The 15,699-nt window shown below is 36.3% G+C and carries 6 protein-coding genes; 5 read left to right on the top strand and 1 reads right to left on the bottom strand.

Annotated features, from left to right (window positions below; all coding sequences use genetic code 11):
* Together OM074_RS20220 and OM074_RS20215 are read left to right on the top strand one after the other, a co-directional pair.
* A partial coding sequence (locus OM074_RS20220; protein ID WP_301202470.1) for a T9SS type A sorting domain-containing protein occupies positions 1–1,823 on the top strand: 1,823 nt, incomplete at its 5' end.
* A gap of 46 nt (positions 1,824–1,869) precedes the next feature.
* Entirely contained in the window at positions 1,870–2,505 is a 636-nt protein-coding gene (locus OM074_RS20215) for an SPOR domain-containing protein (RefSeq protein ID WP_301202469.1), read from the top strand.
* Positions 2,506–2,594: 89 nt separating this feature from the next.
* On the opposite strand, the gene OM074_RS20210 is transcribed toward OM074_RS20215, so the two are convergent.
* On the bottom strand, positions 2,595–6,614 hold the full coding sequence (locus tag OM074_RS20210; RefSeq protein ID WP_301202468.1) for a hybrid sensor histidine kinase/response regulator transcription factor: 4,020 nt from the start codon (positions 6,612–6,614) through the stop codon (positions 2,595–2,597).
* A 302-nt stretch (positions 6,615–6,916) separates the two neighbouring features.
* On the opposite strand from OM074_RS20210, the gene OM074_RS20205 reads away from it, so the two are divergent.
* The 3 genes from OM074_RS20205 (at position 6,917) to OM074_RS20195 (ending at position 15,412) form a co-directional block, all read left to right on the top strand.
* Positions 6,917–8,896, top strand: a complete 1,980-nt coding sequence (locus OM074_RS20205; RefSeq protein ID WP_301202467.1) for a retaining alpha-galactosidase — start codon at positions 6,917–6,919, stop codon at positions 8,894–8,896.
* A gap of 148 nt (positions 8,897–9,044) precedes the next feature.
* Positions 9,045–11,345, top strand: coding sequence for a S9 family peptidase (locus OM074_RS20200; RefSeq protein WP_301202466.1), 2,301 nt, complete (start codon positions 9,045–9,047; stop codon positions 11,343–11,345).
* A 77-nt stretch (positions 11,346–11,422) separates the two neighbouring features.
* Positions 11,423–15,412 carry a beta-L-arabinofuranosidase domain-containing protein gene (locus tag OM074_RS20195; protein WP_301202465.1) on the top strand — a complete coding sequence of 1,330 codons (3,990 nt, stop codon included), beginning with the start codon at positions 11,423–11,425 and terminating at the stop codon, positions 15,410–15,412.
* The last annotated feature ends 287 nt before the right edge of the window (positions 15,413–15,699 follow it).

The raw sequence follows: 15,699 nt of genomic DNA, 5'->3' as shown, positions 1-15,699 counted from the left end.
GAATTCCCGGATGTATGGATGTTTTGGCTTTAAACTACGATTCATTGGCCACGGTTAGTGATGGAAGTTGTGAATATTCCACTACAGATACTATATCAACCGGAATTCCCGGATGTATGGATGTTCTTGCTTTAAACTACGATTCATTAGCCACGGTTAGCGATGGGAGTTGTGAATATTCCACTACAGATACCATACCAACCGGAATTCCCGGATGTATGGATGTTCTTGCTTTAAACTACGATTCATTGGCCACGGTTAGTGATGGAAGTTGTGAATATTCCACTACAGATACTATACCAACCGGAATTTCCGGATGTATGGATGTTCTTGCTTTAAACTACGATTCATTGGCTACGGTTAGTGATGGGAGTTGTGAATATTCCACTACAGATACTATATCAACCGGAATTTCCGGATGTATGGATGTTATGGCTTTAAATTATGATTCGTTAGCCACAGTAGATGATGGGAGTTGTGAATATTCCACTACAGATACTATATCAACTGTAATATATGGCTGTATGGACAGTGCAGCATATAATTATAATGCATCAGCAACAGTTGATATAGGAACTTGTATATACAGTGATACAATTAAATTAGGTTGTAGTGACTTTAAGGCTCTTAACTACGATTCTATTGCAACAGTTGATGATGGATCTTGTAAATATGATATATTAGTTTCCGGATGTTTAGATCCTTATGCAATTAATTATAATAGCGATGCAAATATTTCTTCCGGAGACTGTAAATATGATACAATTATATGGGGATGTACAGATGTTGATGCCATAAATTATGATGTATTGGCTAATAAGGAATCAGGTAATTGTGAATATGAAGCCATAGTGCCTGGCTGTACAGATGTTTTAGCAGAGAATTATAATCCATTTGCAAATAAAGAAGATAAATCTTGTGTTTATACAGTAGATGATGTTTTTGGTTGTATGGATCCATATGCATCTAATTATAATAAATATGCAACAACAGATAATGGATCATGTATTTATGAATATGTATCAACAGGAACTGAAGGTTGTACCGATCCTGATGCTATAAATTATGATATTGTTGCAACTACAGATGATGGATCGTGTATCTACGAAGTATCAGATGATATAGAAGGTTGTACAGATACTAAAGCATTAAATTATAATGCTAATGCTACTGTAAATGATAATTCATGTATTTATTCAAAACCTATTAATACTTATTCTGAGGTAAGTGTAACTGTTGTTAAAGATACAGTGTCAGCAGAAGCGCAAGAATTGTGTAGTTTTGATTTTTCTTCTCCAATTGATAGTGTAAATTCTAAAGTGAAAGATTATTTGGTTGATGGCTTTATATTAAGTTGGTCTATTTATCAAAATGGTATTGAATATCCGATTGAGCAAACTTACTATTATTCAGGAACAGAGACTTCCTTAAAAGTATATTTATCTGCAGTATGTAAATCACCAGTGGCTCAGGTTTCTGCTTTGAAAGCTACTTCTGCAGAAACCAAGGTGAGTGGAATTACAGTTAGTATGATTGTTAATGCTACTGGTGAGGCTAATGATGTTTCTAATGTTAAAGTTTCTAATTTTAAGTTTTATCCGAATCCGGTTGTTGATAATTTATATATTAAATCGCCAAATGGATTTAGTAATAACTTATTGAATATTTATAATACATCAGGACAAAAGGTTTATTCTACTATTGTTTCAGATGTGAATTCAGAATATTCATTAAATCTTAGTTCTTTAGCAAAGGGATATTATATTATTACATTATCCAGCGATCAAGGAGAAATTAAATATTTCAAATTTATCAAAGAATAGAAACTGTAGCCTCCATTAAATATGGAGGCTTTTGATTTTTAGGGTTATGACAAAAAGTTTATGTTTTTTCTTACTTCTTTTATCCTTGTCGCATTCTTTATTTTCACAAAATAAAAAATATGATATCTATGTTAAAAAAGGCTGTTCGAACTGTTTATATACAGAGCAGAATGTAAAAACAGATGCTGTCAATTATTTATGGGTAGATTCTTTAAACAATGGTCCCCGGATGGTAAGGCAATTAAAAGAATTAGGATACAATGGTAGAATTGTAATGCCGGTAATAATTGCTGATGACTCAATTGTTCTTCATCCTGTTCATTTAGAAAATGGAAAATATATCCCTTCTGCACTAAAAGATGTTGTAGAATCAGTCAATAATAATACCATTGAAACTATTGTTAAAGATGAGTTTAATAAAGCAGAAACTGATTGCGATTATAAGCAGGAACTCATTTTATATTATGTGGTCTGCTTTAATAGTAAATCGGAAGTAGAAGCACTGAAAAAAGTCAAAGAGCTGCATGGTAGAGGATATAGTCATGCAGATTTTATCTTTTATAAAAAATGGTTTCGTGTATTTATAAATGTCTTTGACAATTGGGACGAAGCAGATGTTTCCTTAGATCAACTAAAGTTATCTGAAAAAGTGACGTATATTTTAAAGGAGATTCGAAATTAGTTAAAACATTTTTAGAGACTCAACATCACCGAATTTTTATAATCAGTTTTGACTGTATTACTGTTTTAATGCCCATAAAACCAATACCATCAATTAGTAAAATAATCGCGTGGAGATTTTCCATATTGGTTTTTGAAGGCCCTGCTAAAGTAAGTTAAGGAAGTAAAACCGGTTTTATATGCAGCTTCAGAGAAGCTGCATTTTTCTTTGGAAATAAGTTCTATTGCCTTTCTGAGTCGTATTATGCGTATATATTCGGTGGTAGAACAGTTTAAAAGACTCTTTAGTTTTATATGCAAAAGGGAGCGGCTTACGTGTATTTTGTCAATTAAAAACTGTACATCCATCGAAGAATTGTCAATGTTATCTTCAATAATTGAAGTTAGTTCTTCTATAAATTCCTTATCTCTTGCAGAGGTAGTAAGTTCAGATGGACTTACTTCAATATTCTCACTGAACCTGTTAACAGAAACTTTTCTGGTTTTTAGAATGTTAATAATGTTTTGCTTGAGTATTTGCGGCAAAAATGGTTTTTCTAAATAAACGTCCGCACCGTGTTTTAATCCTTCATACTGATTGTCGGTTCCGGATTTTGCAGTAAGGAGCATAACAGGGATATGGGAAGTTTCAAGGTTTGATTTAATCACACTGGTAAATTCCAAACCATCCATTTCAGGCATCATAATGTCACTAACAATAAAATCAAACTGTTGGTTTTCATTTTTTATCAGGTTCAGTGCCTCTTTACCATTTGATGCAGTTTGTATATTATAGTCGCTTAATATGTCTCTTAAAAAGGATTGCAGTTCCAGGTTGTCTTCAACAACCAATATCGATTCATTTTGTTGTGGAGTCTTAGCGAACTCCTCAATGTTATCTATGGTTTGAGTTTCTTCCTCATCCAAAATGATAACGTCCGACAGATTTGACTTACTTGAGAAGTTATCGGCAATTTCAATATCAGAATACGCAGATTTGCTGCCCGGTAGGGTTATTTTTATAGTAGTACCCTTATCTAATTCGCTTTCAATATTAATTTCACCATGGTGCATCTTTACAAGGTTATTAACATATGATAACCCAATTCCGGTACCGTTGTTTATTTTTTTAGCTTTGGAAGATTGATAGAACCGGGTTTGTATTTTGTCTAATTCATTAGCAGAAATACCTGGCCCATCATCTTTAACAACAATTACAAATGTTGATGTTTGGTCAGAAGTAATAGTGTTAATTGATAAAACTACCGTGTCGCTAGGGTTGCAATACTTAAACGAATTGGAAAGCAGGTTAAAAATAATTTTTTCAATGATAGCTTTGTTCAACCAGGTATCGTCAATTTTCTTTTGGTAGTTAGCTTTAAAGCCTATCTCCCGGTGCTCGGCAATACACCTGAAAGCATCTTCAATGTTTTTTATAAACTGCAGGTCAGAGCATTTGCTTACCCTGAAGTTGACCGATGTTTTGTCAATCTTTCTGAATTCAAGCAGTTCGCCCAGTAAATTGTTTAATCTATGTACGTTGATATGTATTCTGTTTAAACGCTCTTTTACCTTTAAGTCTAAGCTATAGTTTTCAATAATATCAGAAAGTGGCCCTAATATTAAAGAGAGGGGTGTTTTAATTTCGTGAGATATGTTTGTAAAAAACTCCAGCTTAAAGTTGTTGATTTCTTCATTATGCAACCTCTTTTGCCTTTCAAGTGCAATCAGTGCTTTTGACTGTTGCATATTGATGATAATTTTATTCAATATCAAAATGGCCGAAAGAAAAATTATGGAGTATAATAAAAACGCTAATGGGGTTTGCCAAAAAGGGGGCTTTATATGTATTTTAATTTTTTTGGGAGCACTCTCGTTTACCCAGGCATCGTTTGAGGCTTTTACAACAAAAGTATAGTGTCCCGGATCAAGGTTAGTGTAGGTAGCAGAGTTTTTATTGCCGGCATAATTAAAATCCTTATCAAATCCCTCCAGCTGGTATGCATACGAAATCTGTCCTTTGTTTGAGTAATCCAAAGAGGCATAGTTAATTGTGAGTACATTTTGATTGTGTTTCAATTTTACCTCAGTGGCATTGGTGATGGTTGAGGAAATGGGTTGGTTAGCACCAGGGGATATGTGTTTGTTAAAAAGCAATAATTCTGTTAGCTGAATATCAGAAGACTTTTTGTTTTCTATAACTTTTGGGTTGACAGAAATCATTCCTTCATTTCCGCCAAAATATAAGATGCCCTTTGAATCTTTAAATGCAGCCCTGAAATTAAATTGATTAAAAGGAATACCGGAATTTGAATCGTAATGGATAGATGTATTGGTTTCCGGGTTCAGGTTCACTAACCCTAGATTGGTACTTACCCATATAGTATGGTCGTCAGCTTCTTCAATGGCAAATATTCGGTTTGTTGTAAATCCGGTTGCTTTATTATAATAGGTTATGTCTTTTGTTGTCTCATCATAATGCAAAAGTCCTTTATCGTTGGTAGCAATCCATATCCGTCTTTTGCTATCAATAAATATTTGTCCAAATATATGATTCATTGAAAGCTTGTCGTGCTTTATTAGTACCTGGTCGGTTGTGTTTAATGAGTAAACGGTATTATACGAACAAAACCATAAGGTGTCGTTTTTCCAGGCAAAAGATACAAAGGCCTGGTTTTGGAGCAGGCTGCTGTTAATAAGTTTGAATTTTTTTGTGGTTTTGTTATAGATGGAAATTCCGGCATCTGTACCAATATAAATGTAATTTCCTTTTTGGGTTAAGGAATAAACAAAGTCAGAACCCAGTTCGGGTTCCTGGGCCACTTTTATACATGTAATGTTGTTGTTTTTTGTGTTTAATATGTTAATACCCCCGGAGTAGGTTGCAATCCATAGGTATTTATCGTTTACAAGTAATATATCGTGTACGTTTTCGTAGGATAGGTTACTCTTGGGCAATGATTCTGTAACTTTGTTGATTGTTCCGGTGTTGGGAGCAAGCATGTTGACCCCCATATCTTCTGTGCCAATCCATATATTATTGTTATTGTCTTCAACAAAGCTGCTTACAACTTTACCCCCAAGGTTTGTTTTACCCGTACCTGTTTTCCAGTGTGTAAATTTTGATGGTTTGTTGCACCAAAGGTTTATGCCCCCAAAATAGGTTCCCAGCCAAATATTTCCATCCTTATCTGCTAAAGCATTGTAAATTGGATTGGTATTTAAGCCTTCAGGATTACTCCGGTTGTATTTAAAACATTCAAATTCGTCATTATACTCATCCCAGATACATAATCCATTCTCAGTGCCAATCCAGGCCCTGTTTTTCCTGTCAATAGCAACACAGTGAACCATGTCGTGTGGTAATTTTTTGGGTGTTTTGGTAGTAAATATTTCCTTTTTACCCGATGGATAGTTAATTCTGATGAGACCATATGAAAAAATTCCCAGCCATATATTGTTATGTATGTCGGCATGCATAAATACAACGTTATCCGGTGGAAAATTATCTGTTTGTATCTGACTGATGGTTTGGGTGTTGTGATTGTATATCAGTACCTTGTTTGAAGATGTATAGGCAGCAACAATGTTTTTATTTGAAGTTAAGCGTATAAATTTCTCGGAAAGGACAGTATTGGATCTTCTTGAAAAAATATTAGAAAATGAGACGTTTTCCTCCTTTATGTTTAAAGAACGTATGCTGCTGTCCTGGATAAATAATGCTGTATTGGCAGATATTCCGGAGATACATTCTTTTTTTAGGCTGTTAAAAAGGGGCATGTATGGTTTAAAGCATTCGTTTTCATAGTCAAAATAGTAATAATAGTTTTGCATCGATTCTACCAGAATTAAAGAATCGTTAATGCAGGAGAGCGACTGAGGTTCTATTTCAATCTCATTGTTTAGTACATCAAATGCAGGGAATTTAACAAAACGGTTGCCTTCAAAACGTGTAATATTTTCTCTTGTGGCTATCCATATAAAACCATATTTATCTTGTTTTATCCCTTTTACGTATGAAGATGATAAACCTTCTTTATTTGTATAATGGATAAATTTGGGGTGCAAAATATTTGCATTAGTAATGGTTTGTGCTGTTATAAATAGTAATATGAATATCGTTAATCTCATCTGCAAATATAAATGTTGTTATAATCCTCCTCCAGGTATGTTCCCACAAAAATCAATAACTGTGTTTTGAGGTTGTTAAGATACAAAAATGTTAGCTATTAGTCTGCTTTTATATTTTGCCTTTGCTGCTGTGTTATTGTCTTAAATATTGCGTATGGCGGTGGAATACAGGGGGCTATAAAGGTAGTTGCAGGGATGTGTATTTAGGTGGTTAAACATCTGTATTAGTAAAAAACACATATGTATATGCTCGTATAAATTGAAAAAAGGAAATTTGTTTTCAATAAAAATTTAAATACAGTATGAAGCGATTGTTGTTGTGCATGGTAATTCTGTTTGCCTATGTGAGTTTATATTCAGCAAAAAAGGTAAAGTTGAATTCCCCGGATAAAAAGACACGTGTTGAAATTGATTGTGGAGGTCAAATATCTTATTCTGTTTTTTATCGGGATAGGAAGGTGCTTGACGATTCAAAAATAGGATTGGTTTGTGAAGGTGATGTTACCTTGGGAAGCCAGCCAGATATTATATCAAAGAAAAAAAAGCTTGAAGATGAGCATATTGTTTCCCCGTTTTATCGGTTTGCAGCTTTTGATGTAAGTTACAGCGAACTTGAGTTGCGGTTGAAAGATGGTTTAAGTGTGAAGTTCAGGGCTTATAATAATGGTGGAGTGGCTTACCGTTTTGTGTTGGATAAAAATACGGACGTGATCTTGAACAGTGAGATTGCGGAATTTAATTTTGATAAAGATTATACTGTTTATGCAGCCCACACCACAGGTAAAAAGGATCCTTATGCAATGGCTTTTCAAAACACTTACGAAGTTAATAAGTTGTCTTCATTGGATTCCAGTCTGATCTTTTTGCCAATTACTGCCGATGTTGAAGATGGTTGGAAGGTAACAATTACCGAATCTGACCTTGAAAGTTATCCGGGTATGTTTTTAAAAACAGGCGACAAGGGAAATGGGCTGAAAGGGATGTTTGCTCACTATCCGTCAAAGGTTGATTATTATCCATGGCGTAGTCAGGAATATGTTACCCAAAGGGAGTCTTTTATTGCTAGGTTAAACGGTAAACAAGAATTGCCATGGCGTATCATTTCTGTTTCAGAGAAAGATGCCGATATGCCAGTTAATAATTTGGTTTATGCATTGGCCTCTCCTAACAGGATTGGTGATTATAGTTGGGTGAAGCCCGGTAAATCGGCCTGGGAATGGTGGAACGACTGGGGCGTGTACGAGGTGGATTTTGAGACAGGGATAAACATGGATACCTATAAATATTATATCGATTTTGCTGCCAATTACGGATTGGAATATGTTATTCTGGACGAGGGCTGGTATGATGGTAAAAAGGGTGACATGCTTAGCGTAATACCAGAACTTGACATGGAAGAGTTGGTGGATTATGCTAAAAGTAAAAATGTAGGCGTCATCCTGTGGACGGTTTTTAATGTGTTAGACCAGCAGCTGGAAGAGGCTTGTAGTTATTATGCTAAAATGGGCATCAAAGGTTTTAAAGTTGACTTTTTAGATCGCGATGATCAGGAAGCAGTAAAAATGGTTTACAGAATAGCCGAGGCAACAGCAAAACATAAATTGGTATTGGATTTACATGGTTTTTATAAACCTACAGGGTTAAACCGTACCTATCCGAACATCCTGAATTTTGAAGGTGTTTTTGGTATGGAGGAAATGAAATGGAGTTCGCCTGAAGTAGATATGCCTGCCTATGATGTAACCTTCCCATTTATAAGACTAATGGCGGGTTCGGTAGATTATACTCCAGGAGCTATGCGTAATGCCACCAAAAAGGATTTTCAACCCATTTATAGCAACCCTTTAAGTCAGGGTACCCGTTGTCATCAGTTAGCAACTTACATAGTGTACGACTCTCCATTCACTATGTTATGTGATGCTCCTGTGTTGTACGAAAAAGAACCCGAATACACAAAATTCCTGTCTTCGTTACCTGTTGTGTTTGATGATACCAAAATTATTGATGGCGAACTTGGGTCGTATATTGTAACAGCCCGCAGAAAAGGAAATAGTTGGTATATTGGAGGATTAAACAATTGGGATAAAAGGGAATTGAAGATAGATATGGCATTTCTCGAAAAAGATAAACAGTATAAGGCCGTTGTATACAAAGATGGTGTAAATGCACACAAACAAGCAGCCGACTATAAAGTGGATCATCTGGAGGTGAACAGTGAGTCTGTACTGCCTATGAATTGTGCTTCGGGAGGAGGTTTTGTTATTAAAATAGTTGAAAGATAGAAATCAGATAAATAAATTGCCGTTTGTTTACAAATTTAATGATGTATTGAGTTTGGTGGGTGGTGTCATGATATTTTTGTCATGATACCATTCGCGTTTTCGAGGGTTTGGTAAATAATGATCATGTTTATAATATAGAATAGGACATATGTTGGATATTTTATTTTCAAAAAAGGGTATTTTTTTGTTGCTGTTTTGCGCCGGTATTTTAGGAACAGAAGCTGTTTGTTCTCAAGGGATGGACGCTAAATACAAACGGTACAATGAGTTTAAGGAATTAACCAAAAATAAAGTCCTGCATGGATATTTTAAACCCGTATGGATTAAGAATACACACACTTTCTGGTATGAGGTTCTAACAGAATCGGGCAAGAAATATTACGTTGTTAATGCCGATCAGCATAAAAAGAAAGAGGTTTTAGATGAAAATAAATTGTTGGCTAATCTCTCCGGATTAACTAATAAACAGGTTAAGGCTGAAGAAATAGACCATCTGAAAATCAATGATGACCTTAAAAGTTTTCAGTTTGTATATGGAAATCATATCTGGGAAGGTTCTTTGTCATCAAATAAACTCAGTAAACAAGAGGTTTATCAAAAGCCTCAGCCATTTAACTGGACCATGGCTCAGCCTGATCAAACCATAAATGAACCGGTGACATCTCCTGATGGGAAATGGTTGGGGTTTATTAGGGATTATAATTTGTTTGTGAGGGATATAAAAACAAATAACGAAATTCAGCTTAGTTACGATGGAGGGTTGGGTTTGTACTACTCTTCCTATATCCAATGGTCTCCTGATTCTAAAAGCGTTATGGCCTATCTGGTGCAGCCTGCAGATAAGCATTTTGTGAATTATATAGAGTCATCTCCATTATCGCAAAAGCAGCCGGTTTATTCTTCAATTGAATACTATAAGCCCGGGGATGCACTTCCCCAGTTTTATCCATGCATTTTTAATATAGAAAAGAAAAAGCTTGTTGCTTCGGGCAGGGCGTATATCCCAAATCAATATTCAGTTGAGAATATAGACTGGAATAGTGATGGTGGTAGTCTTACTTTTGAATATAACCAAAGGGGACACCAGGTTTATCAGGTTATTAAAATGGATGCCGTAAGTGGTGAAGTGAAAGTAGTTATTGATGAAACTTCGGAGACTTTTATTGATTACAGCAGTAAAAAATACAGGTATAATGTAAATGATGGGAATGAAATCATCTGGGCATCAGAGCGCGATGGGTGGAATCATTTATATTTATATGATGGCAATACGGGTAAAGTAGTTAACCAGATTACAAAAGGAAACTGGGTGGTTCGGAACGTAGTTCACGTGGATGAGGGAGAAAGGAAAATCATCTTTGCTGCCAGTGGAAAAGAAGAGGGCGACCCTTATTTATTACACTATTATTCGGTTGACTTTAATGGGAATAACCTGAAGCACCTAACCCCCGGCAATGGTAATCACCGGTTGAGTTTTTCATCCGATTATACCTCGTTTGTGGATTCCTGGTCGCGGGTAGACTTGCCACCGGTTACTGTGTTGAGGGATGCTGAATCAGGAGATGAGCTTATGCAGCTTGAAAAATCTGATATCTCAAAATTACAGGAGACAGGATGGGAAATGCCTGAAGTATTTGTGTCTAAAGGAAGGGATGATAAAACAGATATCTGGGGAATGATACTAAAACCTTCAAACTTTGATCCATCTAAAACATATCCCGTTATAGAATATATTTATGCCGGTCCGCATAGTAATCATGTACCTAAAGATTTCAGAGCGCATTACAACCGTTGCCGGTCGTCTTTAACCGAATTGGGCTTTGTTGTGGTAATGATTGATGGTATGGGAACTTCAAACCGTTCCAAAGCTTTTCATGATGTGTGCTGGAAAAACCTGAAAGATGCTGGTTTTCCAGATCGGATAAAGTGGATGAAGAGTGCTGCTGAAAAATATGCTTACATGGATATTAGCAAGGTTGGTATTTATGGTAAGTCTGCAGGAGGACAAAACTCCACAGGAGCGGTATTGTTTTACCCTGAATTTTATAAAGTAGCAGCATCGGTATGTGGGTGCCATGATAACCGGATGGATAAAATATGGTGGAATGAGCAATGGATGGGCTGGCCTGTGGGACCTGAATATGCAGCTTGCTCCAATGTTGATAATGCCTATCGTTTAAAAGGTGATTTATTTTTGATTGTAGGTGAAATGGATCAGAATGTTGACCCTACTTCTACTTACCAGGTTGCAGATGCGTTGATTAAAGCCAATAAGGATTTTGATTTGATGTTATTGCCCGGTAAGGGGCACGAATGGGGAGGCGAATATGGAGAGCGTCGAATCTGTAATTATTTTGTAGATAAGATAATGCAACAAAAAGCGCCGGTGATGAACCAGATAGAGTTTGAAGGGAGCTTGATTAAGAAGGATATAGATATAGATAATTAATGCTTATAAACGAGAATCATGCAGGTGGGTAGGAGCTATTTTTTTTGGTGAGTGAGGACTCTTAAATCAATGAAATAATGAAAAAATCTACAATTTTTATATGTTGCTTTTTAATATTGTCCTTAGTTTCGGGACAATATTTAAATGCACAAACTTCGATAAACATTGCGCCGAGTGCCTCTGCTGTTACAGCATCCTATACTGCTGCCTGGAATAACCTTTACTCCATTAACAATAAAAATATTGGTTATGGCTCTGTGGGAGGAGGAACGCCTGTATTAGGTAACTCAGAAACCTGGGGTACATGGAGTGACAATCGACCAGCCTCACAGTGGTTAAGATATGAATGGTCAAATCCAATGGATATTAATAAAACTGTTATCTGTTTTTGGTGCGACAACGCAAGTGCTAATGCTGGAGATGGGGTGGCCCTTCCTTCAGATTGGAAAATACAGTATTGGGATAATTCATTATCGGATTGGGTGGATGTATCTCTTTTAGAAGGTCAATCATATGCTCTTAACATTGATAAGCCTAATACGGTTGAATTTGCCAGTGTAAACACTACAAAACTACAGGTGGTTATGAATGCCTCAACAAATGGCACAAGCTATGCTGCTGTTGGGGTTACTGAGTGGGAAGCCTATTCTATAGTTGAAGGTCCGGTTATTTCAACAAATACCAATGCTATAATATTATCAGACGTTCAGAAGAGTATTGTAACTTTTAATATAAAGGGATTAAACCTGTCGGAAGATATTACAATAGAAGTTAGTAGTGGATTAACAAATCTTCAGTTGTCAACACAGATTGTTGCTAAAAATGAAGCAGAGTCTGCAACAGGTGCTGATGTAACCGTTGAATTATTAAATGTTCCGGCATCCAATGCAACAGGTAGCCTAAATTTAACATGTGGCTCTCTAATCCAGTCTTTGGATGTTGTTATATCTTGTGATTCTCAATGTTTTACTGAAGCTGAAGGTAATATGGTTCCTGATCCCTATGGTTTTTCATTAGATGGCCTGACAACCTGGGGTACAGCACCGCAAGTGACTTCCATTTTGGAGGGAGCAGATATAAAATGTGGAGCTACTTGTTTGCTATTTAAAGGAGAGCAAACAGGGGTAGAAGTAAATGATAGGTTTTTTGCACAGGGAGACCATAAAATTAGTGGTTGGATAAAAACCAACGGAACCTTTGAAACCGGTATATATGCAAATGGTGCAAACCTAAGTAGTGTCGATATAACTGCATTGGATGAATTGAAAGGTGGTGATGCCATTAATTTTTTACTGCCAAATACAGGAGGAGTTTGGGAATATTTTGAGTTTAACTTTACAGTAGGTACATCTGCTTTTGGTGGTTGTTGGATTAATAACGATAGAAATAAAACTGCTACAGAAATTTATCTTGACAACTGGCAGGTATATGATGCAGCAATTATAACATCAGAGATTAATGGTAAGAGTGATTATGTAATTCAACCTGTAACCTTCAATAAAGTCAACTTGTCCGATCAGTTTTGGGCACCACGTATTCAACAAAATCAGGATGTAACCATTCCCATTGCGCTTGATCAGTGTTATAGTACCGGCAGGGTAGATAACTTTTTAAAGGCAGCTGGTTTAAAGGAAGGCTATTTTAGCACCGAGTATACTTTTGATGATACTGACATTTATAAAATTCTGGAGGGAATGTCCTATTCTGTACAAATGTTCCCCAATACTGAATTAGAGGCTGAAATGGATTATTTAATCGATATTATTGGAAGTGCTCAGGAAACAGATGGATACTTATATACTGCACGTACTGCAGGAGAGCCCGGGAATCTTCATTCCTGGGTAGGGATAAACCGTTGGGTAAATGTACCCGACTTGAGCCATGAGCTTTATAATTGTGGTCATTTGTATGAAGCAGCTGTTGCTCATTATCAGGCTACGGGGAAAAGTAACCTTCTGGATATTGCGGTAAAAAGTGCCGATTTGTTAGTTGATGTATTCTTAAAAGGGGGACTGACTTATGAACCCGGACATCAGATTGTTGAAATGGGATTGGTGAAAATGAGCAGGGCTACCGGGAATGAGGATTATTTAAAACTGGCAAAATATTTCCTTGATCTAAGGGGTAATAAGGGTGTTATGCGTAAGGAATACAGTCAATCTCATAAGCCTGTCATTTATCAGGAAGAAGCAGTTGGTCATGCGGTTAGAGCTGTTTATATGTACTCGGGAATGGCTGATGTGGCTGCTTTAACCGGAAATAGTGCATATATGCAGGCAATTGAGACTATATGGCATAATGTTGTGGATAAAAAATATTATATCAATGGAGGCATTGGAGCAAGTCATGGAGGTGAAGCTTTTGGTGTGAATTATGAGCTTCCAAATCATACTGCATACTGTGAAACTTGTGCATCTATTGGTAATGTTTATTGGAACCACCGAATGTTTTTGCAACATGGTGATTCAAAATACTACGATATTATAGAGCGCACTCTTTATAATGGTGTAATATCTGGCATTAGCCTCTCCGGAGATCATTTCTTTTATCCAAATCCGTTGGCATCCGATGCGCAATATCTTTTTAATCATGGATCAAATACCCGTCAGGAATGGTTTGGTTGTGCCTGTTGTCCAAGTAATTTATGTCGGTTTATACCTTCGATGCCAGGTTATATATATGCCCAAAAGAATGATAGTGTTTATATAAACTTGTTTGTTGAAGGAAATACAAAACTTAAAATAGGTACAGATTCTGTTCAAATTTCACAGATTACTAATTACCCATGGGATGGTGATGTGCAAATAAATATTGATCCATCCAAAACCGAGAATTTCAATGTTTTGGTTCGTGTTCCAGGATGGGCAAAAGGAAAACCTGTTCCCGGAGATTTATATTCTTATCTGGAAACATCAGGTGAAGATGTAGTTGTTAAATTAAATGATAATGAAATCAAAGGATATACAAACGACAAAGGCTATATTGTTTTGTCAAGGGAGTGGAATGCAGGAGACAGGGTGAATATACATTTTCCGATGAGTGTGCACAAAACAGTTGCAAACAGTAAAGTGACAGAGGATGTTGGTAAAGTTGCTCTTGAACGGGGGCCGATATTATATTGTTTGGAATGGCCGGATAATGATGCTGTATTTAGTTCTGTAATAGACGACGCAGCAACAATCACGACAGTTAATGAGCCAGATCTTCTTAATGGGGTACTAAGTCTGAATATTAACGGAAAAATAGCTCAGGACTCGGCTAAGCAAATAGTTCTTAAGGATGCAGCTTTAAAAGCAATTCCATATTATTCATGGGATAATCGCGGTATTGGAGAAATGGCTGTTTGGATTCCACGGACTAAAGATTATGCGAGTCCATTACCTGCTGATATAGAAAATTGTGATACAATTACCTATAAACTTATTCAGAAACCATTTGCTGGAGGAACGAGTTCTGTTTATCCATATACTGTTGTTGAGGCTGATGTAGCACATATATCAGACTTTTTTGGTATCAGCCGGGAAGAACTTACTTCTCTGTTTGGTTCGTCCATTCAATATGCCGCAATAAACAGTAATGGAACTGCCGACAGCAATTCAACTGCAGTTCACCCGGGCCATTGGTTTGATAATAGTGGGAATATTACAACCTGGAGTAACAACTCTTATATATTTTCGGAGCTCAAGTTAAATGATTTTCAATTCTTTGTTGGCCAGTATCCGGATGTATGCAATAATGGCGATAGTTATAAAATTATGCAGGCACTAACATACACACCTTCAGGAGGGGAGAGAAAACGGGTTGTATTTGTTTTTAATATATCTGTTTCTTCAGATATAAGCATCGGTGGTGAAACAAGTAATGCTTTAATTAATACATATTCAGTCAATAATCATTTATACATAGAAAACTTACCTCTAAATTCAACTATTTGTATTTATGACATTTGTGGTAGATTAATTTTAAACAAAAGCCTTCAACAAGAGAATTTTGATATAGAATTAAATCCCGGAATTAAGATCGTAAAAATTAACAATAAAGAAATTCGTAAGGTAATTATTATGTAGTGCTTGCAAAATAATTCGATTTTATCCCAACCCGCCCAGTGAGAGAGGCTTCCCCTTCAGGGCATAGCCATCTGGTTAATAACGTATAATGCATATTGTAGAGAAATAAGCTCAATATATGTTGCACCAAAACGACATGAGAACTATCATAATCTTAGTGTGAAATCCTCAAGTGTTCAAAAACGAATGAGTTGTCCCTACAGGACGTTGATTACCTCCTTACATAACCCCATGCGTTGCATGGGGCTAGGATAAGCTGTGCTTTCAGCACGATATACAAAATGCTT

It is taken from the genome of Plebeiibacterium marinum (assembly GCF_026013615.1).
Taxonomy (GTDB): Bacteria; Bacteroidota; Bacteroidia; order Bacteroidales; family Marinilabiliaceae; genus Saccharicrinis; species Saccharicrinis marinus_A.
This window is presented reverse-complemented; position numbering and strand designations above follow the sequence as displayed.